This window comes from Chryseobacterium sp. HNCC26DJ241, assembly GCF_057180505.1.
In genome coordinates this window covers 54,745-78,346 of the sequence record NZ_JBXUGL010000009.1, presented here as the reverse complement: position 1 = coordinate 78,346, position 23,602 = coordinate 54,745, and the positions used below count along the sequence as shown (strand labels likewise).

Here is a 23,602-nt window from a genome sequence, read left to right as displayed (position 1 = left end):
AAAATTCTGGCCCGTTCGTCTATCGGTTAGGACTCAAGATTTTCATTCTTGCAAGAGGGGTTCGATTCCCCTACGGGCTACGAAAAACCACTGAAAAATTTCAGTGGTTTTTTTTTGTTTTAAAAAAAATGATAATCCTAATTTTTCTAAAAATAATAAAATTGTAAAATGTTGGCATAAAATACTATATATTTGAATTAAGAAAACAAATAAACACAAATGATTTCGGTCTATAAATTGAAGCCAAAATTCCAGCAATTACTTACCCCTATTTTACTTTTTTTGCACAAAAACAAAATAACGGCGAATCAAATTACGATTGGTTCCGTTGTATTGTCAATAATTATCGGAATTTTATTTTGGAAAGCAGATTTTTCAAAATGGTTTTTTCTGAGCTTACCGATCGGACTTCTTTTAAGAATGGCTTTGAATGCTCTCGACGGAATGATGGCAAGAAAATTCAACCAAATGAGCAAATTAGGAGAAGTCCTTAATGAAATTGGAGATATTGTTTCAGATGTTATCCTATTTTTTCCTTTGCTAAAATTTCAGACTGAAAGTTTATATCTGATTATTCTTTTTATCGTTTTAAGCGTTATTAATGAATTTGCCGGATTACTTGGGAAAGTTGTGGGGAAAGAGCGTCGTTATGATGGACCAATGGGAAAAAGCGACCGAGCTTTACTATTAGGAATTTATGGTTTGATCTCATTTTTTGGAGTAAATATTTTCGGCTACTCTCAATATATTTTCGGTCTAATCATTCTACTTCTTGTCATAAGTACTTATACTCGACTTAAGAAATCTCTACATGAAGCCTGAAAATAAATTTGCAGACGTTCCTTTAAGAGTAAAAACATGGCTGTACATTATCCTTGTTTTTGCACTCGGAATTTCGCATCCATTTGCAATGAAAATTTTCGTTTCTTGGATTTCTTTTCAAAGTTTTTTTGAATTTTTACGATTGTTCAAAATAAATTCAAATCGCATGATTCCTTCTGCTTTTGTAGGAATTTCACAATTTTTATTACTACATTTTTTTTCTGTTGAAAACTATTTTCTTTACAGCTTGGCTTTAAGTTCAATCATTTTGATCTGCTTTTTGTTTTTGAAAACTTCATTATCACAGCTTTTAAAAATCATGGTAGCTTTAATGGTTTGTCTTTTTGCTTTTCCACATTTATATTTTATTAGAGATCATTTTTGGGGAATCAATTCTATCATTTTTATAGTTGTTGTCACGGAATTAAACGATGTCTTTCAATATTTAATGGGAAAGTTTTTCGGGAAACATAAAATCACGCCCAAAATCAGTCCCAATAAAACAGTAGAAGGATTTTTCGGTGGTGTATTTCTGACCATTTTATTAAGCAATATTTTGGGATTTTTTTTGTTGAAATCTAATATTTTTGTTAATACTATTTTAGGTTTAATTCTCGGAATTTCAGGTTTTTGCGGAGACGTTTTCATGTCTTTTTTAAAAAGAAAATCGGGGATAAAAGATACAGGAAATCTTCTTCCGGGACATGGCGGTTTGTTGGACAGAATGGATAGCCTTATTTTTAATGCACCTCTATTTTTCTGGCTTCTTCCGTTTCTTTTAAAAATTTGAAAAGATGAATGAAAAATTCAAAAGAGCAATACTTTTTTCAGGAGGCGGAACAAGATTAATGATCTATCTTGGAATCTTTTCTGCTCTTGAAGAATCGGGAATAAAACCGGACATTCTTATTGCTTCTTGCGGAGGCGCTTTTGCAGCAACAGTGATTAATGCCTTTCCTGATCATCTTTCAAGGAAAGAATATTTGAAATCCGAAGAATATTTTCAGTTTGTCTCCAAAACGGTTTTAACAAAACATAAAAAACTTTCAGAAATTGGGCTTTTTTCAATAAAGAAAATATTGAACAAAAGAAATGCACCCTACATTGAAGATGTTTTCAACAGATATTTGGTGGAAATGAATCAGGATATTTCCAATGATTTTCCTTCTTTAAAAAACACAAAATTTTCAGAGGAAATTCCTACATTGATTATCGGTTCGGAAATACTTTTTGATCCGAAAGAAGTCGGGCAAAAACGAAACAACCGAAAATTATATCAAAAAACAATTTTCACGGATCTTGAAACTGCAAAAAAAATAGTTCCCGAACACATCAGCATTAATTCTGAAAATTTTAAAAATAGTGCCATCGAAAATCTTTCTAAAGTAGAAACAAATTATTCAATGTTGGAAAGCACCAGAATTTCCATTTCTGATATGTTTTATGTAAAACCAGTTTTTCTCCACGGAAAACATTTTGCAGGTGGCGCAATTGATCTAATCCCGATTGAATTAGCCAAATCATTAGCAAATGAAGTAATTATTGAAAAAAAGCAATCCTATAACCGTGTTGAAGAATCATTTGTGCGTTCGGTTTTGGGTTATAGTGGAAATCAAAGATTAGAAGAAATAGAAAGTCAAAATATTAATTTTCAAATTGATACAACCAATATAAAACAAGAATTGGAAGGTCATTATTTGAAAAAGGGAATCAATTGGAAAAAATTTGAAATTGATTTTTCTTTTCCTAAAAACTACAAACAATTCGCAAAAGATATGGAAAAACAGTGGCAATATGGCTTTGATCAAATGATAAAAAGTTTGAGAAAATAAATTTAAAATTTACTTTTACATAAAATTGAAAAACACAAAATCCATGAATGTTTTTATTACGGGCGGAACTTCAGGAATCGGTTATGCTCTTGCGAAACATTATCTTGAAAAACGATATAATGTTGGGATCTGCGGAAGAGATTTAACTAAAATTCCTGAAAACGATTTCCAAAATTTAAAAGCATTTGAGGCAGATGTTTGTGATATAAATTCCATTTTTAGTGCTGTAAAATCTTTTCTTCCTGAGAATGAAAATTTAGATATTTTTATCAATTGTGCAGGAAGTTACGCAGAAGACGTAGCAGGAAAAATCACTTATGAAGAAGCAGAAGAAATGTTGCGAACCAATATTTTGGGAACGGTCAATTGTTTTGAAGTTGCAAGAAATGTGATGAAAAATCAAAAAACCGGAAAAATTGCCGTTATTGCTTCTATTTCAGGAATTTTGGAATATGAAAATTCAAGTTTGTACACCAAAACCAAACGTTCCGTTATTCAGATTGCAGATGCTTATTCCCGAGCTTTGGAACCATTCGGAGTTTCTGTGACCACTATTGCTCCCGGTTATGTAGATACTTTAAAATTGAGGCAACTTAATAACAATGATCTAAGTAAAAAGCCTTTTCTTATTGATGTTGAAACTGCAACCGCCATCATTTCAGAAGCCATTGAAAAACGAAAAAAACAGATTATTTTCCCGGCAAAAATAAAATGGATGATGAAGTTTTTATCAATTCTTCCTTCTTCAGTATTAAATTTAATCATGTTCAGGAAAGCCAAATGGATGAAAAACGATTGAAAATACAGCAGAAAATTTATGCATTAATCCTTTGTTCAGTGGCGTTCATGCTGACCTACAATTTTTCTGCGTGGCAAATTTCAAAACTGGAAAAAGTTCCTTCGTTTGTTTTCAATTTTGAAAAATATATCCCTTTTATAGATGGGACGATCATTCCGTATATGACGAGCGGATTATTTTTCTGCACCGTATTTTTCTTTAGCAAAGATAAAGAGCAACTTAGAAATTTGACCAAAAGAATGCTTTTTGTTACTCTCATTGCCGGAATTTGTTTCATTCTATTTCCCTTAAAATTTTCCTTTCCAAAACCGGAAATCAGCAATTCCGTTTTCGGATTACCTTTTCAATTTTTAAAAATATTTGATTCTCCTTTCAATCAGGTTCCGTCACTGCATATTGCCTATGCCTTTATTTTTTGGACAATTTTTAGGAATTTAAAAAAATGGAAAACTGCTTTAATGATTTGGTTGATTCTTTTGGGAATTTCAACCTTGACTACTTTTCAGCATCATTGTATTGATGTTTTTACAGGAATCATTCTTGCGCATTTTAGCTTTATCATTTTCCCGTATCGTAAAAATGATTTTCAATACCGAAATTTTCATATTGCCAATTTCTACTTTTTATCGGGTTGGATTTTTGTTTTAATTGCTTTATTGTTAGACAAATTTTTCGGACATTTTTGGCTGCTTTTGCTTTGGCCGGCTTTGATGATAATTTTCATAGGCTATCATTATCAAAAAAATCACATTCATTTTCTGAAAGATAAAAATGGGAATATTTCTCTCTACAAAAAAATATTTTACTTGCCTTATGTATTGATGTATTGGTTGTTTTGGAAATTTTTGAGAAAGAATAAAAAGCCAATAGAAATTTTACCAAAACTCTACATTTCATCAAAATTAAATCAAAATGATTTAAACTATTTTGAAATTAATAAAAACACTTTTGTTTACGATCTATCAGCAGAATTGGAAGAAACTTCTAAGATAAAAGAAAAATCACAATATTACTCAGTTCCGTTTTTAGATATCGGAACTTTTGATCTTGAGGCTACGAAAAAATTAATTTCAGAAATTACGGAGAATTATAAACAACTTCCAGAAAACGGAAAAATAGTTATTCATTGTACAATGGGTTTTACCAGAAGTTCCGTGATCGGGATTTTAGTAATGAAAAATATTTTATCTTTATCGCTGGAAGACACAATAAACCAAATGAAAAACATAAATAAAAATGCTGTGATTCATTCGTATTTACAGAATTTTTTGAAAAATTTTTAATCTATGAACAACGGATTTTTTAGCAGCTTTGATGGAAATGAAATCTTTTATCGTGAATGGAATTTTCAACCTCAACAAAAAAGTATCATTATCATCCATCGTGGTCACGAACATTCTGAAAGACTGAATGACATCGCTCAATCTCCACAATTTTCAAAGTACAACATTTTTGCTTTCGATTTGCGTGGACACGGATATACAAAAACGAAAACTTCGTCTGTTTTTATGGACTATGTTCGTGATCTGGATTCTTTTTCAAAATTTTTGCAATCGAAATATGGGGTCAAAATTTCAGATATTTTTGTAGTTGCCAATAGCATTGGTGGTGTAATTGCTTCGGCTTGGGTTCACGATTTTGCTCCAAAAATTGCAGGAATGGCTTTGCTTGCGCCGGCTTTCAAAATCAACCTCATCGTTCCATTAGCCAATGAAATGATTACTTTAGGAACAAAACTAAAAAAAGGATTGATTATCAAAAGCTATGTAAAATCAAAAATGCTCACGCATGATCCTGAACAGCAAAAAGCATACGATTCTGATCCTTTGATTTCCAGATCAATAGACGCAGAATTATTGATAGATCTTGCAAAAGCAGGAAAACGTTTGGTGGAAGATGCAGAAGCAATTGATACTCCGACTTTAATTTTAGCCGCCGAAAAAGATCATGTTGTTTTTAATAAAGAACAAAAGATTTTTTATGATAAATTGGATACAGATGTAAAGAAATATGAAGTTCTGCCAAATTTCTTTCACGGAATTTTGTTCGATACCGGCAAAGAAAAAGTTTATGATAAAATAATAGATTTTGCCGAAAAATGTTTTAATAAAACTCAAAAGCAAGTTTCACTTTCTCCCGATCCATTTTCGGTAAAAGAATATAACAATTTGCAAAATAATGTTGGCAATAATCTGAATTTTAAATTTCAAAAATGGTCGCTCGGAAAAATCGGGAAAATCAGTAACGGAATGGCGATTGGCCTGAAACATGGTTTTGATTCCGGTGCTTCTTTGGATTATGTGTATCATAACCAGCCTAAAGGAAAATTAGGTTTCGGAAAAGCGATGGATAAAAATTATCTCAACGCAATTGGATGGAGAGGAATCCGAATCAGAAAGCAGCATTTGATACAACTTTTGGAACAAAACATCCAAAGTCTGCAAAATGAAGGAAGAAAAATAAAAATTCTGGATATTGCCGGTGGAACAGGAAATTATTTATTCGACATTAAGGAAAAACATCCTGATACTGAAATTGTTATCAATGAATTTGTAAAAACCAATATCGACATCGGAGAAAAAGTAATTAAAGATAAAAATTATCAAAACATTCGCTTTACCAACTTTGATTGCTTTGATTTTGAAACCTATAAAAAATTGGATTTCGATCCCAATATTATTATAGTTTCAGGGATTTTTGAGCTTTTTGGAGACAACGACATGGTAAACAGAGCTGTTCAGGGAATTACTTCTATTTCTGAAAAAAATTCTCATATTGTTTATACAGGACAACCTTGGCATCCTCAACTGAAAATGATTGCTTATGTTCTAAATAATCATCAAAACAACGATTGGATTATGAGAAGACGCTCACAAAAAGAACTTGACAGAATTTTTGCTTTTCATCATATCCAAAAAGAAAATATGCTGATTGACGATTTTGGAATTTTTACCGTTTCATCGGGGAAAATCGAAAATTAAAAATAGTACTTCTTTTTTCTGCAATTGCATTTACTCAAAAAAAGAAAACATTTGCTCATTATTTTTGGGATACTAAAATCTGAATACTACAATTGCAGATTATTTTTATTAGGAAATTCTTAAAAAGATATTATTTTGGTCAAAAATTAATTTGCAGAAATTTTTACATATTTTCATTCTTGTTTTTGGACTTTTCTTTGTAAAAGCCCAAAAAGAAAATATAGTCAATTACTGGCAAAATGACGGATTAAATGCCTCAACAACCTATATGATGACTCAAGATAAACGAGGCTTTATCTGGATAGGTAGTGATAATGGATTGTTTAGGTTTGATGGTTCAGAATTTAAGCAATACAACCAAAAAGACGGTCTTGAAAACATTGATGTTTTACAACCAATAGCAATGAATGACGGAACCGTTTTTATCGCACCGTTTCTTAGTGGCTATTCTTTTTATAAAAATGGTAAAATATATAACTCAAAAAATAATCCCGAACTTGCAAAAATAAAACCTGAAGGGGTCGGTAATTTAGGGTTTTATGCTGATAAACGTAAGGGAAAAGTTTTTGCCTTTAATAATAGATCTCCTAAGCAAGTTTATGTTTTTTCAAAAGGAAACGTAAAAGAAGTTCCCTTGAATATTGATTATTCTAAAATAGGAAAATATTCTGTAACACCACTTGAATATGATGATAATGGCTTTTTGTATTATGATTATGGTGGTAGATTTTATTGTTATGATATCAAGCGAGATAAAATTCTATGGATTGGAAATGGTAGAATACATCCAATTGGTAAAAATAATGGTGGGACTATGCTTGATCATTATATATATGCAGATTGGATAGGGAATTCGCTTATTTTATATAAAAAAAACGGGACATTTTTTATTAAAAAAATTAAAGAATTTAAAATTCCTGATCATATTTATGCTGTATACAAAAGTAATGACCTTATTTGGATTTGCTCGTTTTCCGGAGGAGCATATTGCTTTGACCTTTCTAAACCCAATCAAAAGCCGGTTAAGTTTTTAGAAAAATATATTATTGACAATGTCATCACGGATAAAGATGGAAATGTTTGGTTTTCATCAAGAAATAATGGCGTTTTCTTTATGCCGAAAGCTGCTTTTAAAAATTATTTTGATCTTCAAGGGCAACCTATTTTTAATTCCATCACTGCAATTACCGGCAATTCCAAAAGTGTAATAATGGGTTATGATGACGGAAGTGTGGGAATATATAGAAATAAGAAAATTAAAATTATTACTCTCAATAAAAAAAATAAATTTAATGTTCGTGGAATTGCAGTTGATGAAAAAAATGCCTTTATAGCTCTAACTACAGGCTTCTCCTATAAGCTGTCCCTCCAAAATTTGAAAATTAAACCATTGGGCGATTTTCCGATAAAAAATTTTTCAAAAGTAAAAGATAATACCGTTTTTCTTTTCACGAATAGAAGTGTTACTGAATATAATACTAACACAGAAAAGTTCAATGATGTTATTGACCTTAAAACATATTCCGGATTGGCTTATGATAAAGATAGTATGCTTGTGGGTACCTTTAAAGACCTTTATAAATTTAATCTTAAAAACAAACAGAAAAAACTTTTTTTAAAGGATTATTACTTTACGGATATTAAACCATTAAACGCTACAACTTTTTTAGGTGCAACAAGCGGAAAAGGAATACTACTATTCAACACCCGAAAAATTCTCCGGAAAATTACAGAATCTGATGGTTTGGCGGAAAATCAGGTAAAAAAAATCCATATTGAGAATGATCATACATTTTGGGCATCTACCAATTCGGGATTGGATAGAATTGATTTTCAAAATGGTAAAATCAGAATAAATTCTGTTAATCGTTTTAATGGTTTACCTTCGGATCGTGTTTCGGATTGTTTTGTACGGAATGATTCTGTTTTTATAGGAACTGCAGAAGGTTTAGCCATTCTTTCGGTTAAAAACATATTGCAAAGCAGCAAATACATCAATAAGAAAGTAATCATCAATTCAATCTCCATCGCCGGAAAAGAGTTTCAATACCCTGAAAATACTGTTTCAGGAGATTATTCAAAAAACGCTGTTATTCTTAACTTGAGTTTCCCGGAATACATTTCTCAAAGAAATATCAGTTACCGATTTAATGTAGAAGGAATGAACGATGAATGGCAAACTACAAAATCTTCAAAAATTATCCTAAATAATTTAGCTCCCGGTAAATATACCATTAAAATTTTTGGACTGGGTTATAACGGGATGAGATCTAAAGATTTTACACAACTTCATTTTGTCATCCATCCAAAATTCTGGCAAACGTGGTGGTTTATTACAATTTTGGTTTTAATAGCACTCGCTTTTATTCTGTATATCCTTAATTATATTTTACAAAAAGAGAGAAACAAGAAGCTAAAAAAACTAATGTACGACAAAAGAATGAGCGAGCTGGAATTGCAAGCGATAAAAGCACAGATGAATCCTCATTTTGTTTACAATTGTCTTAATTCCATAAAATATTTGTTGTACAAAAAAAATTATGTTGATACTGAAAATTATCTGGATACATTCACAGATATGATCCACAAAACACTTCATTATTCCGAACATACCTTCACATCCATTAAAGATGAAAATGAATATCTTTCGGTTTATCTGGATATGGAGAAACTGCGTTTCAAAGATCATTTTAATTTTGAAATTGAAGTAGCGGAAAATGTAAATCAAAATTGGCAAATACCATCGTTGCTTATTCAGCCGTTTGTGGAAAATTCTATAAAACACGGCATTAGCAATTTACGAGACAGAAAAGGGTTTGTAAAAATCTCTTATACTTACATCAATGATGAGCTGATTATTTCTGTAAAAGATAACGGAACGGGAATTTCAAAAGATATATCTGAAAACCCGAAATCGTTCGGAATAAGACTATCGCAAAAAAGAATAGAAACATTTCGGCAACTATTCGGAATTTCGATACAACTACAAATCAATGACTTAAGAAAGCTAAACAAAGAAGGAACGGAAATAATATTGTATATTAACATCAAAAAAAATGAGCCCAAAAATTAAGGTTGGCATTGTGGATGACGAACAGGATGGCAGAGAATATTTGATGCTATTGCTTGCAAATGAGTTTCCGGAAATCGAAATAATCTTTAATGCATCCAGTTTGGAAGAAGCAAAAAAAATGTTGATTTCTTCTAATCCCGACATTTTATTTCTTGATATAGAATTAGGTGATGGCAATGCGTTTGATCTTTTATCCCAAATAAAATTATTGAATTCGCTTGTTATTTTTGTAACAGCCTACCGAAATTATGCTATACAAGCCATAAAAAATGATGCTTTAGATTACATTTTAAAACCCATAAAAAAACAGGAATTTATTACGGCCGTCAATAAAGCGATTGGCAGAATTGAAAAAAAGCAGAACGATCACTTTAATGAGACTAACCAACCGACCATAAATTTAAACACCAATAACGGCATAAAAAAAGTTACGATTTCCGACATTATCCGTTGTGAAGCAGACTCCAATTATACCATATTTTACTTTGCAGACAAAACCAAAATAGTTATTTCAAAAACGTTGCAGGAATTTGAAAACTCTCTAAGTGAACATAATTTTGCAAGAATACATCACAAACATCTTATAAATATTAAACATCTGAAAGAATACATCAAAGGAAATGGTGGCAAAGTTGTAATGTCCGATCTATCCATTATTGATGTTTCTGTACGGAGAAAAAATGAGTTTCTTGCTAAAATCAACAACTGATTTTACACTTACTAAAAAAGATATTACAGATGCTCAATTGATTTTCGCAAATCCTAAATAATCGCAAGTTTTGTTGTATTGAATTTAAAATTTGCACTTATGAAAATAAAGTTACTTTCTTCTTTTTTCAAATTTTCATCTAAAATCACCATTACACCATAACTTATTGATGGTTTATTTCATTTTGGTGAAATAAAAATTGTAAAAAGATACAACTATGAATTTCTTAAAATTTTTGTTTAGAAAAAAAGCAGTTCATTCTGGTGAAAACTTAAATCATCAATATTTTGAAGGTGAATTAAATATAAATGAGGACAAATACAAATGGTTTGTAGATGAAAATTCTATGAATGCTTTTAGTATAGAATATACTGATGAATTATTGGATCAAGGTGACGTACCCGAAATCCCCAGAGAAATTTTTCATTGGGTTTATTTTAAAAATAAAGTAGATCGAGATAATTTTTTGAATATAATATGGGAAAATAAATTCAGGCTCATAGAGAAAAAAAATCCGAAACATGCAGGAAAGTACGGCTATTCCGTGAAAATATCCAAGACCGATAAAACCAGTATGAAAAATGTTTGGGAATTTACTTCGCAAATTTTTAACTGGGTCAAAGAAAATCATGGTGTTTATGGAGGATGGAAAACTTTACCAAAGAAAATGACATACCAATTATAATGACCACATTGAATACCTAAAATTAAATAAACATGAAAAAACTATTATTAGCTGTTTTATTAACAGCAGGAGTAAGCATTTTTGCGCAAAAATTAGACAAATTCGGGGCAGATTTAGGAAAAAAATCGGTATTGGGCAAAGAAATCAGATTGCCTTATACGGATATGACAAGTTATTTGGGCTATATAAAGCCTGGTTCTAATCCGGACGAGATGAAAAATGGAAAAAAAATGTATTATCTATATGTTTGGATTCCGGTTGCTGCTCCAGAATTAGGAATTAGAATGATATCTCCGGCTCCTGACAATGTTAAAACAACTGCTAAAGATTATGTATCAGCAGATTACACTACAAACGCTTCAGATAAAAGCAATTTTTTTGATACATGGATCACTTTTGAAAGAGCAGATGGAATTTTTAAATTAGAAGACGTTGCCGCTAAAGCAAAAACAGCAAAATGGACAAGTATTGAAACCAATGACGATTCCAGCGAAATGCCAGCTCAACCTTCAGGAAATAAATATAATTCTTTAATGCGTATAACAAGTGATGTTTCTAATCCTGTAAAATCTTTGGTTGTAGGTTTGTACAGAATAGGTTTTACAACATATAAAACAGGAGAAGTTCAGGGAAGTTTCTTGGCGCAATTAGGAGCTCCTATCAGTTTGCCAGGTGTAGCAATTGCTGTAAAACCAGAAGATCTAATGAGTGCAAAAAAATAATCATAGTAAGTTGAGATGAGAAGTAATAATTTTCCATAAGTGTATATTTTTTTCAACAATTACTTCTCATTAAAGGTTTATAAATAGTTATGAACTTTAATTAAACATGTGTAATCCTCAGAATATTTCTGAGGATTTCTTTATTTTTACATTTTAATTTTTTGACATGAAAATTCTTATCATAAATGGTCCAAACCTTAATTTGCTCGGAACACGAGAACCTGAAATCTACGGAACTGTTTCTATGGAAAATTATATCTCGGATTTGGAAAAAAAATATTCAGATCAGGAGATTTTGTATTTTCAATCCAATTGGGAAGGAGAAATTATTGACAGAATTCAGCAAGATGATTTCGATGCGCTGATTCTGAATGCAGGTGCTTTTACCCATTATTCTTATGCTATCGCCGATTGCCTGAAAAACATTTCAAAACCAAAAATTGAAGTTCATATCAGCAATATTTACAAGCGGGAAGAGTTTCGCCAAAAATCCGTTACAGCGGCTTATACAGACGCAATCCTTTCAGGTTTTGGAATGAAAGGGTATTTACTCGCTATTGAAAGTCTTTTAACAAAATAAAAAATTTCCTGAAATTTCAGGAAATTTTTATGCAAAGTAAAATTTATTTATAATTGAGGCCCGGCTGCAACCAATCTATTTCCTTCTTCAGTATTGCAATATTGTTTGAAATTCTCAATGTATTTTGCTGCAAGATCCTTTGCTTTAGCTTCCCATACAGAAGCATCTTTATAGGTATTTCTCGGATCCAGAATTCCCGTGGAAACGTTAGGAAGTTCGGTTGGTATTTCAAGGTTCAGTATCGGAACTTTAATTTTAGGAGCGTCATTAATAGAACCTTCAATAATAGCATCAATAATCGCTCTTGTATCTTTCAGGGAAATTCTTTTTCCTGTTCCGTTCCAGCCTGTGTTTACAAGATATGCTTTTGCACCGTGTTCTTTCATTTTTCCAATTAATGTTTTAGAATACATGGTTGGATGCAGTGTAAGAAATGCTTCTCCGAAAGCCGGCGAAAAAGAAGGTTGCGGTTCTGTAATCCCTCGTTCTGTTCCTGCAAGTTTGGAAGTATATCCGCAAAGAAAATGATACTGCGCCTGATCTTCATCCAAAATCGAAACCGGAGGCAAAACTCCAAATGCATCAGCAGAAAGGTAAATAATTTTTTTGGCGTGTCCCGCTTTTGAAGGAAGAACAATTTTATTAATGTGATAAATCGGATACGAAACTCTTGTATTTTCGGTAATGGAACCATCTTGAAAGTCGATTTCTCCATATTCGTTTACGACAACATTTTCCAGAAGAGAATCTCTTTTTATTGCTTTATAAATATCCGGCTCTTTATCTTCTGATAAATCAATAACTTTTGCATAACATCCACCTTCAAAATTGAAAACACCTTCATTATCCCAGCCATGCTCATCATCACCAATCAAATATCTTTTCGGATCAGCAGAAAGTGTTGTTTTTCCGGTTCCGGAAAGTCCAAAAAATAAAGCAACATCTCCATTTTCTCCTACATTTGCAGAGCAATGCATAGAAGCAATTCCTCTTAACGGAAGATAATAATTCATCATGGCAAACATTCCTTTTTTCATTTCTCCGCCATACCAAGTTCCTCCAATAATTTGAATTTTTTCGGTAAGGTTAAACATAATAAAGTTCTCAGAATTCAATCCTTGTTCCTGCCAATCAGGATTTGTGGTTTTGGAACCATTCATTACGATAAAATCTGGCTTGCCAAAATTTTCCAATTCGTAATTAGAAGGACGAATAAACATATTGGAAACAAAATGAGCTTGCCATGCTACTTCCATTACAAATCTCACTTTCAGTCTTGTATCAGAATTAGCTCCACAAAAAGCATCTACCACATATAATCTTTTGGACTTTGAAAGTTGCTCAAGAACTAAATTTTTACAATGAGTAAATATCTCCGGAGTTGTCGGGAAATTTACTTTTCCATCCCAACAAATAGTATCCTTGGTACTATCATCCTTCACAATATAGCGGTCTTTTGGTGAGCGTCCTGTAAAAATTCCCGTTTTTACAGCCACAGCTCCCAAATCTGTAAGTGCACCCTTCTCAAAACCCTGATTTTTAGTAGACATTTCTGCCTTAAAAAGTTGCTCATAAGTAGGGTTATACATTACTTCCTGATACCCTGTAATTCCCAGCTCATGCAGTTCCTGAATGATTCTGATGTTTTTCATAATTAATTTATTCTTGATTTATTCTGTTAGTTTTCCAAATCTAATCAAATCATCGTGTTATCATTGTGTAAAAGATAATGATATTCATCAGATTTAGCAAGAAAATGAAAACCTTATAAAATTATGAAAATCAATTAATTAAATCAGACCAAGAAAAAACAGTAGAAAAACCTCTATCCGAAAACCAATCCTGAAAGCCTTCAAATTTAGAAGATAAAACAAAATCACCACCCCAAGCTCCAAGGCTCTTCACAAAAGAAGGGCAATTTTCGAAATATTTTTCTTTTGCCGTCTCTATTTTAAGAAAATTTGAGAGTTTTTGTTCATGAATTGTCATCAATTGCGAAAAAATTTTCAAGTCATTACAATTTAAAATTTCCTTCGTTATTTCTGAAAATTCATGTATTAAATTTTGGGATTTTTCTTTGTTTTTATAATGTCGAATTCCTTCTCGGGAATCCTGCTTTTGGTTTAAATGAATAAAAATAAGTTCATCTTTAAAAGAGGGAGAAAAATGAATTTTCTGAACTTCTTTATTCCCATTTTTATTTCGGAAAAGAATAGCTGATCTTTCTTTTGCAACCGCAATATCATAACCACTTCCTCCCAAACATTTTTCGTTCAGCAGATAGGGATCAATGTGAGACCATTCTGCAAGATTATTCATTAAAGTAGAACTGCTTCCTAAACCAAAATTTGATGGAAATTCAAGATTTGTTTTAAGATGATAAGAATGATCTGAATTAAATTTAATTGAAGAAAAATGCTGAACATTCTGAAGCACCTGAAGCACAAACTGAGCCGCTTCCGGAATATTGGTATCCAGAATTTCCCAATTTTTGTAATTTATTTTTACAAAAAGCCAAGATTTCTTCTGATGAAAAGCCTCCCAAATAAGAATGGATTTCCCATCCTGAATTTCTTCATAAAAAAACTCTTGTCCCGGCTTTGTAGGTACAGCCAAGGCAAGAGCTCCGTCTAAAACGACATATTCGGAAGTGAGCAATAACTTTCCGGGTGAAAATATTTTGCCCTTCATTTTCTAAAGTGCGGATGAAACTTCTACTTCACCGTCAATTTTTTTAATAAGACCTTGAAGTGTTTTTCCGGGCCCTACTTCTAAAAACTGACGACTTCCGTCTTTTATCATATTGCGTACAGATTGTGTCCATTTTACAGGACCTGTAAGCTGAGCAATAAGGTTTTTCTTTATTTCTTCAGGATCAGAAACAGCAGTAGTGGTAATATTCTGATATACCGGAATCATTGCTTTTCTGAATTTTGTTTTTTCAATAGCTACAGCTAATCTTTCTTGTGCAGGCTGCATCAATGGTGAATGAAATGCTCCATTCACAGGAAGGAGAAGTGCACGTTTTGCACCTGCAGCTTTCATTGCTTCACATGCTTTTTCTACCGCTGAAGTTTCACCGGAAATTACCAATTGTCCAGGACAATTATAGTTAGCAGGAACTACAATTCCCTCTATTTGTGAACAAATTTCTTCTACTGTTTTATCTTCAAGTCCAAGAATGGCAGCCATAGAACTTGGATTGGCATCACATGCTTCCTGCATTGCTTTTGCTCTTTCAGAAACAAGCATCAATCCGTCATCAAAAGATAATACTCCATTTCCTACCAATGCGGAAAATTCTCCGAGAGAATGACCTGCAACCATTTCGGCTCCAAGCCCGTTCACAGCTTTGAGAGCAGCAACAGAATGAATAAAAATAGCCGGCTGCGTAACTTCTGTTCTTTTTAAATCTTCTTCAGTTCCATCAAACATTATGGAAAGAATATCAAAACCTAAAATAGAGTTGGCAGATTCCATCAGATCTTTAACATCTTTACGAGAATCATATAATTCTTTTCCCATTCCTACAAACTGAGATCCCTGCCCTGGAAATATTAATGCTTTCATTCAGTATCTTTAAAGCACAAATATAAAATAAAAAAATGGCAAATTATGTTAAATAAAATGCCATTTTAAATTTTGTTTTTTTAAGGTAAAAGCCTTACTACTCTATATCCTTTATTGATGAAAGCTCCGTTGCTTTTTACTCTTTCAAATTCAAATTTGGTAGCAAGTTGGGTTTGGGATTTCCCCATTTGCTTAAAGATTTCTCCTTTTTTATTTTCTCTGGTAAGCATATCATTCATCACATCGAAACCTATCACATTATATTTTGAAGGAGTCTTGCAATACTTTTGTTTAAAATCCGCCAGAATTTCTTTTTCGAAATCTCCATCCGGATTAATTTTTCTGTCCATAAGGTATACAAGACTTACTTGGCTCAATTCGTCCGTTTTCTTTTCAAAAACAGGAGCGTAATACATACTAAATGCTTTAACACCCTGAACTTCCTTACCCAATTCAATCATCCTGTTTCCGAATGCATCGCCTGTTTTATCATTATCCGTGGCCAAAATTGCAATTACAGGAGCCGATTGCCCCGTCATCATATTCTGATCCAATTGGATTTCTGATGGAGAATTTACGATATTTACATTTGGACTTTTCAGCGCTTTTTCAAGGACAGATTTCAGATAATTAGCATTCTTTTTATCGGCATCCGCTACAATGTAGATTTTCTGGTCAGAATAGGCATCCTTTACTTCCTGAGCAATTCTATCAGCAAAAACCTGCTCATTGGTTTCCATAATAATTAGATTACTAAAACCATACAAATCTTCTGAATTGGCAAATGGAGCTACTACCGGAATTTTATCTTTATTTACAAAATCTAAAACTTCAAGGACATTGGATTTAAAGAATGGCCCGATAATCAGATCTGTATTATCCGGATTAATCTGAATTAAAGAATTTTTAAAACTATTCTCATTTCCTGCATCTACTACTTTTACATTCAGTTTCATTCCATTTCTGGCATTTCTTTCTATAGCCAATCTTGCACCAGCAAGGAAATCAGTGGAAAGACTTCTGAATTTAGTATCATTGGCATCGAATCCGAAAGGCAACATCAGTACAATATTCAGAACATCTCCGGATTTTTTGGTATAGGCCGCATCTATTTTTTTGATTTTCAATACCATTCCGGATTTCAAACCATTAGAAAGATTCGGATTAAGATTCAGAAGTTCATCTAATGTAACTCCGAATTTATTCAAAATTCCAAAAACCGTATCTCCATTTTGTACCGTATATGTAATATAGTCATCATCTGAAGAAGCTGCACTTTTATTAAAGTTTACTTTTTCTTCCGAATCCTTTTCGTTGGCAGAAATGTCTGTCTTGTTTTTGGATGTCGAAGTATTATTTTTAATTACAATTACACTACCAGGATGAAGTCCTTTTTCTTCCAAACCCGGATTGAGAGCAAAAAGTTCTTTTTGCGTGAGTCCGAATTTTCTTCCAATTTTATAATAGTTGTCTTTTTCCTGAACGACATAAGAATTTTCATCAGCTTGAGTGGCACCAGTAGTCTCTTTTTCTACAGGTTTATCCTCTGTTACAGGATTTGTATTGGTAGCAACAATCGTTTCCTTATCTCCATATTTCTGAATATTTTCTAAAGGCAATACTATCTCATCACCAATTTTGGTGTGAGAGTCCAATTCGGGATTTAGTTTTCTAAGTTCAGCTTCGGAAATCTTATATTGCTTGGTAATTCCGTAAATGGTTTGTTTCGGTTTCAAAACAATTTTTCCCAATTTTCCTGCCGAATTTTTGGAAGATGAAGTGTCCGAAATTTTAGCATTCCCTTTCACTGTAATTACATCTCCAATCTTGAATGTCCCTTCCTTTACTTTAGGATTCAGATTATACAATTCATCTATTGACATATTGTATTTTTTGGCGATATTGTAAGGAGTATCGCCTTTCACCACTGTGTGTTTGTTTTGTGCTAAAGCGGACATCGCCGCTAAAAAACATGACAATATGAAGCTCTTCTTTATCATATTAAACTTAATTACTGCAAAAATAATGCTTTCTGTTAAAACTTAAAGATAATAAGTTCGGAATTTGCAGGACTCATCTCTTTGTAACAATTTTGAAGCCATTCTCTTCCCATTTCTGAGTAGAAAACACTGAAATTATAAACTCTTTCCTGCCAGTTTCCGGAAGGGTGAATTTCAAGAAAAAGATTTTCCAAACGTTCCAGTTTTTCTCTTTGTTTGATTTTTTCTGCTCGGAGCAATCTTTTTTGCATTCTTTCAAAAGATTTTAATTGTCGTGTTTCTTCTGACTGAACAAGATTTTTGAAACTTTTATCCGTAAGTTCAGCTTTTTTCATCAATTCTTGAAACTGTTCTTTCAGAATTTTTTCTTTGGCTAAGATGGAATCCAGCATTTCGCTTTTTCCTAAAACAAAATCTTTGCTCAATGTTGCAAAACTTTGAAAAAAAGCATGAACATTCAATCCGAATTTTTCAATTTTGGAAAGATTTTTTTCTGAAATCATCAGCATCGAATTTCTCGGAACCAAAAATGGAAAAGGCACACCAATTTCAAAGAAATAATCCTGAAGTTCCAGCCAATACATGATTTCGGCATTTCCTCCGATATATGCAATGTTCGGCAAAATACATTCCTGATAAGCCGGTCTTAAAACTGCATTCGGGCTGAATTTTTCAGGGAAATTTTCAAGTTCCGTAAGAATTTCTTCCTGAGTGAATTTTTGAATTGTATCTACAATATGAAACTGATCTCCTATTTTTTCTATCCGATTTCTGATTTCGGAAAGGTAAAACAAATTGATTTCACGAGGATTAACTTGAACTTTTCCATATTTTTCTTTCAGAAAATCTACATTTCTTTTGCTTGATCGGAAAAGTTTTTCTTCCAGAATTTCTTTCCGGAAAACATCTTTCATTTGATTTTTCAGTTTTGGATGATCTCCATCTATAATCAAAATTCCATATTCTGAGAAAAGTTCCTGAACCAGAATTCTTGTGGCTTCCGAAAATGTATTTCCTTTTTTGTAAGCCTTTTTCATCATCAAGATAAGCTCTGTTCCGAAAACGGAATCTTTGAAACTTTTTTCAAATTCAGAAATAAAAAAGGTATCTTCAATTTCAATTCTTCCGACTGCACCACCCGATTTTGCTTTTACTTCAAAAAAATTATGATTCGTCTTAAAATGATTAATTTCCTCAAAATCATGATCTTCCGTAGCCATCCAAAAAACGGGAACAAATTGAAATTCCGAAAATTTATTTTTTAAAAATTCTGAGAATTTTATGGTCTGAAGAATTTTATAAACAAAAAATGAAGGCCCGGTAAAGAGATTAAGTTGATGTCCTGTTGTTATCGTAAATGTATTTTCTGAAAGTATAAAATCCAAATTTACTTTCTGATTTTCTGAAAGTTGCAGAGATGAATTTTGTTCAAGCAAAACTTCATAAAGAACTTTCCTTTTTTCCTGTGTAAAATATTTTTGTTTGTCAAAAACTTTTGCAGCTACCGAATTTTCTTCAAAAACCGCTCCGTTGAATTCTGTAAGATCTTTATTCAAAAAATCTTTTATCAACTTTGGAATGCTGTTGATTTGCTGAAAATGTATGTTTTCTATTGGTTTCAAGACTGTTATTTTAATGAAAAAGATACCACAGAATTCCGATATTTACACGAAAATCATAAATCGGATAATATGGCGCTGTATACGATTTATTCTGCGTAAAGGTGGTATTGATGTGTTGCCCCTCAATAAAGAAAAACATACGTTTCACTTTCATGTTAAAATACACATCAGCAATAGGCTGTCCTCCAATAGAATATCCTGTAGAATCGGGCAAAATAAATTCGTTAAGAATTGGGAAATAATTTCTGGAAGCAAACTTTGTAAAATAATACAGCTTGATTCCGGCCTGTAATTCTGCTGCTTTTTTGAATGCTTTGGATTGCCAGTACAGATTCGCCCTTCCTATAAAATTGGGTGCCGGGAAAAGGTTTTTATCCGTCAATGTACTTTGGAATAGCACTCGCGAGTTTAAATGGAATTTATTATAATTAAAAGTAGCTTCACCACCAATCTGGGAAATATTGACAGAACTGCCGCTTTGCTTTGGTTGGGCTTTTTCATCAAAATAAGCATAATTATCAATTCTGAAATATTTAGCAAAAATGTTGGTTTCAAAAAATTTAAGATCAATTTTTCCTCCTGCTTCCAAAATACTCTGATTTTTAAAATCCGAAAAATCATAATTGAATTTTATATACGGAGAATAATTCAGCAAATAATTGAAAGACGGAGCTGTCGATTGAAAATTAAGAAAAACGGATGCTTTATAATCTTTAATTGGTTCAAATGATGCATTGTTTTCCAAAAGAATAAAATTACCAAATGACTTTCCGTTGGAAAATTCAGCGTAAGAATTAAGATTAAATTTATCCCACAATTTTATCTGCAATTTTCCTAATGCCCCAAAACGATTTTCATTATAGTTTTTAGGTTCATAAGGGTTTTTTGGTAGTGAAATATTATCAGTACCAAACTTTATATTCTGATAACGAACACCTGCTTCTAATTTAAATTTTTCTTTATCAAAAAGCAAACTCACCGTGTTGCTGAGATTTTTAGAATATTTTCTGGAGCTCAAAGGCATTCCCGAAATAATATCATCCTTCGTTTTATAGTAATAAGATTCCAGATTTTTTTGAAAAAAGTAATATTTATTGCCTTGATGATAAATTGTATGCTTTATTCTAAATGGAAATTTCTCAACATTAAACGGAGAAAACTGATGACTAAAATAATATCTCCGGTAAGAAAAACGGGAATCCGAACCACTGAGATTTACTGCTAAATTTTCACGATTATCAAAACGGTTATCTCCTGTTAAAAAAAATGACAAATCTGAAATTCCACCATATTCCTGATTATTTATATTCTGATGCAGAAAATGTGCGAATGCTTCATATTTCCCATTTTTAGAAGTATAATGCAAAGAAAAAATAGTATTATTATCCGCTGAAAGAGAGTTTTTATAGTTCCCTTTTGAGCGGAGACCCATGTATTCTATAGCAAAGTTGAAGTTCTTACCGATATTTTGAGTATATGTAGACTGTAATGTTCCACCACTACTCACCGCATTGTGATATGTGAAGGTTGTTGTTGGAGTTTTTACATCATAGTATCGTATATCATTGATTCCTAAAATTCCGAAAGTCTTGTTGGTGGGAAGAAGTTCTAAGTTCTGCTCAGGATTTCTCTCAAACATTAGTGGTTGGAATCCTGAACCTATATTGGCAAACTGAATTTTGCCAAAATTATCTTTATTATTATATTGAGAATACACATACGATTTATTGATCGTAAAAGCGGTATCAAAAATTTTCTTTTCAGAGTATTGTGTTTGGTACTGATAATCGTAAGTGGTAGGCTTAAAAATCTTCATTGAATCTTTCACTCCGGAATCAATAACCAAAGTATCCTGATTTTTCACATCAACAGAGTCTTTTTTTACCTTAAAAATCTGAGCCTTTGTAATACCGCAACAGAAAAAAAACACCACCAAAAGGAAATTCCTCATTTATTTTAATTGAATTACAAATGTAAGAATATTGGAAATAAAAAAACCACTTCAAGTAGAAATGAAGTGGTTATAATAAAATAAATTTAATTTCTTATTGAGCATTACTAAATGGAGTAAACGCAAGAGCTGGAACTGTCCCAGTAGTTGCATAACCATTTAGTACTAATGTATAAATCCCTTTTGAAGCAAAACTAGATGCAGCTATTGTCTTTAAAGAAGTTGTAGTTCCCGTTTTCACAACGCTTACTGGAGTATTATATGGAATAGTAACAAAATCAGAGATAGAATTAGATGCTATATTAGAAATTACTACATTTCCATTAACAATAATATCAACATTACTATTCAAACCTAATGCTAAATTTGCAATTCTAATTTTGGACATATGATAATCAGGAGAAGCCACATTATCATTAGCTTTTAAAAATGTTAATCCAGAAGCCGAAGATTCAACAAGAAAATATGTAACGTTTTTATTTAATTCATAAGAATCATTTATTGTTAAAACATTTTTTTCACCTTCATTGTCTAAAGTATTTATTTTAATCGTTCCATTAGAATTATTTACTCTAAAATAGCTTGTTTGGGTATTAAACAATGACCGTTCAACTATTTTATTGTCATTAAAATAAATCGTTAATGGTAAGCCTAAATTAGCAACAGAATTGATAATTTTGAAATCTCCTCCTTGAGGAAATTTTTCATCTTCTTCGTAATCTTTATCACAACTTAATATAAAAGAAGAGAAGAATAAACCTATAAAAAATATGCTTAATAATTTTTTCATTTCATTATTTTATAAATATTAGTATCCTGGATTTTGAACCATTTTTGGATTAACAGTAATTTCTACAAGAGGAATCGGCAAGCATTGCTCTTTATCATTAATAGAAACTTGAGGATGATTTCCCTTATAATTAGCTCCTTTAGTCCAACCCAAATCATTTCTTTTTAAATCCATAAATCTATAGCCTTCAAAAGCAAATTCAATTCTTCTTTGAAGCAATATATCCTCTAAAATTCCTTGACCTGTACTTGTAGAATTATAATTTGCATCACGATTAGTTTTTACCCAATCATTTAATAAAGATTGTGCCTGTGAAGGATTTTGATAATATGTAGCTTCTATGATATTAAAATTAATCTCCGCAAGTCTAATAAGAATAACATCAAATAATGCACTGTTACCAAATTTTTTAGCAATATAAGGTTTAGGCGTATCATATATATAATCTAATAGTGAATACATATTTACACCTTTTCTACCATCAGTACTAGGAATAACATCATAAAACTCTTTTGTAGCAAAAAACTGACGATACTGTCCAGTGCTTCCCCAATAGGAAAATAAGCTATTAATTCCTAAACTAGAACCAGTATCAAAGACCAGCTGAAATATGGATGACAAATTACTATTATCTACAATAGTAAAAGGATTATTTTTTGGGGTTTCAACAATATCACTATTCAATAATCCTTGAGCATTATTTGCAAATTCAATTGATCTACTCCATTCTCGTTTATACAAAGCAATTCTTGACATTAATACATTTGCAGCAAGTAAATTCATTCTTTTAGCTTTAGGCTCAATCGGTGAATATGTACTCCCTTCTTCTGTAGTCATATGATCAATAGCATACTGTAAATCTTCCTCAATAGCGGCATATGTTTCTTGAACTGTAGATCGGGGATAAGTAGTAGTTATATCTGTTGGATTATAATTATTATTGATTACCAATCCTAGTTGTTGATTATCTCCACCATAGCGCTCACAAAAATAATTAGCTAATTGCAATCTTGCATAGGCTCTCATAATCTTAGCTTCTGAGAACAAATTTACAGTTTTCTTTTTTTCAGCTTCTATGTTCTCACTATTATATTGAATTTTCCCTTCATAAGATAATACCCAATTCGCTTTTATTATAACATCATTAAAGGCATTCCAAAACCTTGTGATTTTTCCAGAATTAGATGTATAATTCATGTTATAAATTTCGGAGTATTGTCCATTATTATTATTAGACAAAAAACCATTGTCCGTAATAAGCTCACTAAAATTAATCAAATCATTAATCTGTTCTCCTTGTAAAGCAGAATATAAACTAACTACACCCGTATTAAGTTGGGTTGTATTTTGAATAGCCAATTCTACCGGCAGCTGATATGATGGTGATTCTTGAATAAAATCATCTTTACAAGAAACAACCGTTGCTAATAATATAGATATATAGAGTATTTTTTTCATTTGTCAAA

19 protein-coding genes and 1 tRNA gene are annotated in these 23,602 nt (G+C 31.8%); 12 read left to right on the top strand and 8 right to left on the bottom strand.

What is annotated here, in order from left to right; translation table 11 throughout:
• The first annotated feature begins 8 nt into the window (after positions 1-8).
• The 12 genes from AC2A1C_RS06810 (at position 9) to AC2A1C_RS06755 (ending at position 12,203) form a co-directional block, all read left to right on the top strand.
• Positions 9-80 (top strand) — tRNA-Glu (locus tag AC2A1C_RS06810).
• Positions 81-219: 139 nt separating this feature from the next.
• Complete coding sequence (locus AC2A1C_RS06805) at positions 220-822, top strand: CDP-alcohol phosphatidyltransferase family protein (RefSeq protein WP_484024640.1); 603 nt, start codon at positions 220-222, stop codon at positions 820-822.
• Entirely contained in the window at positions 812-1,612 is an 801-nt protein-coding gene (locus tag AC2A1C_RS06800) for a phosphatidate cytidylyltransferase (protein ID WP_484024638.1), read from the top strand. The genes AC2A1C_RS06805 and AC2A1C_RS06800 overlap by 11 nt, the downstream gene beginning before the upstream one ends.
• A gap of 4 nt (positions 1,613-1,616) precedes the next feature.
• Positions 1,617-2,654: a patatin-like phospholipase family protein gene (locus AC2A1C_RS06795; protein WP_484024636.1), complete on the top strand. Its 1,038-nt coding sequence runs from the start codon at positions 1,617-1,619 to the stop codon at positions 2,652-2,654.
• 43 nt (positions 2,655-2,697) lie between these two features.
• Positions 2,698-3,453: an SDR family NAD(P)-dependent oxidoreductase gene (locus tag AC2A1C_RS06790; RefSeq protein WP_484024634.1), complete on the top strand. Its 756-nt coding sequence runs from the start codon at positions 2,698-2,700 to the stop codon at positions 3,451-3,453.
• On the top strand, positions 3,366-4,736 hold the full coding sequence (locus tag AC2A1C_RS06785) for a phosphatase PAP2 family protein (protein WP_484024632.1): 1,371 nt from the start codon (positions 3,366-3,368) through the stop codon (positions 4,734-4,736). Before AC2A1C_RS06790 ends, AC2A1C_RS06785 begins: the two co-directional genes overlap by 88 nt.
• Before the next feature lie 3 nt (positions 4,737-4,739).
• Positions 4,740-6,434 (top strand): bifunctional alpha/beta hydrolase/class I SAM-dependent methyltransferase, encoded by a 1,695-nt coding sequence (locus tag AC2A1C_RS06780; RefSeq protein ID WP_484024631.1) that lies wholly within the window; start codon positions 4,740-4,742, stop codon positions 6,432-6,434.
• 151 nt (positions 6,435-6,585) lie between these two features.
• Positions 6,586-9,507 (top strand): sensor histidine kinase, encoded by a 2,922-nt coding sequence (locus tag AC2A1C_RS06775; RefSeq protein ID WP_484024630.1) that lies wholly within the window; start codon positions 6,586-6,588, stop codon positions 9,505-9,507.
• The gene (locus tag AC2A1C_RS06770; protein ID WP_484024629.1) at positions 9,491-10,216 is read left to right on the top strand and encodes a LytR/AlgR family response regulator transcription factor; all 726 of its coding nucleotides are present in this window, start codon (positions 9,491-9,493) and stop codon (positions 10,214-10,216) included. Before AC2A1C_RS06775 ends, AC2A1C_RS06770 begins: the two co-directional genes overlap by 17 nt.
• Positions 10,217-10,433: 217 nt before the next feature.
• Complete coding sequence (locus tag AC2A1C_RS06765) at positions 10,434-10,901, top strand: ribonuclease E inhibitor RraB (protein ID WP_484024627.1); 468 nt, start codon at positions 10,434-10,436, stop codon at positions 10,899-10,901.
• Positions 10,902-10,933: 32 nt separating this feature from the next.
• Positions 10,934-11,623, top strand: a complete 690-nt coding sequence (locus tag AC2A1C_RS06760) for a Lipl32 family lipoprotein (RefSeq protein WP_484024626.1) — start codon at positions 10,934-10,936, stop codon at positions 11,621-11,623.
• 166 nt (positions 11,624-11,789) lie between these two features.
• Positions 11,790-12,203: a type II 3-dehydroquinate dehydratase gene (locus AC2A1C_RS06755; protein ID WP_484024625.1), complete on the top strand. Its 414-nt coding sequence runs from the start codon at positions 11,790-11,792 to the stop codon at positions 12,201-12,203.
• Between the two features lie 47 nt (positions 12,204-12,250).
• On the opposite strand, the gene pckA is transcribed toward AC2A1C_RS06755, so the two are convergent.
• The 8 genes from pckA to AC2A1C_RS06715 form a co-directional block, all read right to left on the bottom strand.
• Positions 12,251-13,855, bottom strand: a complete 1,605-nt coding sequence (pckA, locus tag AC2A1C_RS06750) for a phosphoenolpyruvate carboxykinase (ATP) (RefSeq protein ID WP_484024624.1) — start codon at positions 13,853-13,855, stop codon at positions 12,251-12,253.
• Between the two features lie 130 nt (positions 13,856-13,985).
• A complete protein-coding gene (locus tag AC2A1C_RS06745; protein WP_484024623.1) occupies positions 13,986-14,894 on the bottom strand; it encodes a GYDIA family GHMP kinase in 909 nt (302 codons plus the stop codon).
• 3 nt (positions 14,895-14,897) lie between these two features.
• Positions 14,898-15,773 (bottom strand): ACP S-malonyltransferase, encoded by an 876-nt coding sequence (gene fabD, locus AC2A1C_RS06740; protein ID WP_484024621.1) that lies wholly within the window; start codon positions 15,771-15,773, stop codon positions 14,898-14,900.
• A gap of 80 nt (positions 15,774-15,853) precedes the next feature.
• Complete coding sequence (locus tag AC2A1C_RS06735; protein WP_484024620.1) at positions 15,854-17,773, bottom strand: LysM peptidoglycan-binding domain-containing protein; 1,920 nt, start codon at positions 17,771-17,773, stop codon at positions 15,854-15,856.
• A gap of 35 nt (positions 17,774-17,808) precedes the next feature.
• Positions 17,809-19,395, bottom strand: a complete 1,587-nt coding sequence (gene bshC / locus AC2A1C_RS06730) for a bacillithiol biosynthesis cysteine-adding enzyme BshC (protein ID WP_484024618.1) — start codon at positions 19,393-19,395, stop codon at positions 17,809-17,811.
• 10 nt (positions 19,396-19,405) lie between these two features.
• Positions 19,406-21,346 carry a putative porin gene (locus AC2A1C_RS06725; protein WP_484024617.1) on the bottom strand — a complete coding sequence of 647 codons (1,941 nt, stop codon included), beginning with the start codon at positions 21,344-21,346 and terminating at the stop codon, positions 19,406-19,408.
• A 94-nt stretch (positions 21,347-21,440) separates the two neighbouring features.
• Positions 21,441-22,136 (bottom strand): DUF4397 domain-containing protein, encoded by a 696-nt coding sequence (locus tag AC2A1C_RS06720; protein WP_484024615.1) that lies wholly within the window; start codon positions 22,134-22,136, stop codon positions 21,441-21,443.
• Positions 22,137-22,154: 18 nt separating this feature from the next.
• Positions 22,155-23,594 carry a RagB/SusD family nutrient uptake outer membrane protein gene (locus tag AC2A1C_RS06715; RefSeq protein ID WP_484024614.1) on the bottom strand — a complete coding sequence of 480 codons (1,440 nt, stop codon included), beginning with the start codon at positions 23,592-23,594 and terminating at the stop codon, positions 22,155-22,157.
• Positions 23,595-23,602 lie beyond the last annotated feature (8 nt).

Bases quoted from the DNA above. Each gene is read 5' to 3' on its own strand.
- AC2A1C_RS06805 (WP_484024640.1), top strand. From the start codon at position 220: ATGATTTCGGTCTATAAATTGAAGCCAAAATTCCAGCAATTACTTACC.
- AC2A1C_RS06800 (WP_484024638.1), top strand. From the start codon at position 812: ATGAAGCCTGAAAATAAATTTGCAGACGTTCCTTTAAGAGTAAAAACA.
- AC2A1C_RS06795 (WP_484024636.1), top strand. From the start codon at position 1,617: ATGAATGAAAAATTCAAAAGAGCAATACTTTTTTCAGGAGGCGGAACA.
- AC2A1C_RS06790 (WP_484024634.1), top strand. From the start codon at position 2,698: ATGAATGTTTTTATTACGGGCGGAACTTCAGGAATCGGTTATGCTCTT.
- AC2A1C_RS06785 (WP_484024632.1), top strand. From the start codon at position 3,366: ATGGATGATGAAGTTTTTATCAATTCTTCCTTCTTCAGTATTAAATTT.
- AC2A1C_RS06780 (WP_484024631.1), top strand. From the start codon at position 4,740: ATGAACAACGGATTTTTTAGCAGCTTTGATGGAAATGAAATCTTTTAT.
- AC2A1C_RS06770 (WP_484024629.1), top strand. From the start codon at position 9,491: ATGAGCCCAAAAATTAAGGTTGGCATTGTGGATGACGAACAGGATGGC.
- AC2A1C_RS06765 (WP_484024627.1), top strand. From the start codon at position 10,434: ATGAATTTCTTAAAATTTTTGTTTAGAAAAAAAGCAGTTCATTCTGGT.
- AC2A1C_RS06760 (WP_484024626.1), top strand. From the start codon at position 10,934: ATGAAAAAACTATTATTAGCTGTTTTATTAACAGCAGGAGTAAGCATT.
- AC2A1C_RS06755 (WP_484024625.1), top strand. From the start codon at position 11,790: ATGAAAATTCTTATCATAAATGGTCCAAACCTTAATTTGCTCGGAACA.
- pckA (WP_484024624.1), bottom strand. From the start codon at position 13,855: ATGAAAAACATCAGAATCATTCAGGAACTGCATGAGCTGGGAATTACA.
- AC2A1C_RS06745 (WP_484024623.1), bottom strand. From the start codon at position 14,894: ATGAAGGGCAAAATATTTTCACCCGGAAAGTTATTGCTCACTTCCGAA.
- fabD (WP_484024621.1), bottom strand. From the start codon at position 15,773: ATGAAAGCATTAATATTTCCAGGGCAGGGATCTCAGTTTGTAGGAATG.
- AC2A1C_RS06735 (WP_484024620.1), bottom strand. From the start codon at position 17,773: ATGATAAAGAAGAGCTTCATATTGTCATGTTTTTTAGCGGCGATGTCC.
- AC2A1C_RS06725 (WP_484024617.1), bottom strand. From the start codon at position 21,346: ATGAGGAATTTCCTTTTGGTGGTGTTTTTTTTCTGTTGCGGTATTACA.
- AC2A1C_RS06720 (WP_484024615.1), bottom strand. From the start codon at position 22,136: ATGAAAAAATTATTAAGCATATTTTTTATAGGTTTATTCTTCTCTTCT.
- AC2A1C_RS06715 (WP_484024614.1), bottom strand. From the start codon at position 23,594: ATGAAAAAAATACTCTATATATCTATATTATTAGCAACGGTTGTTTCT.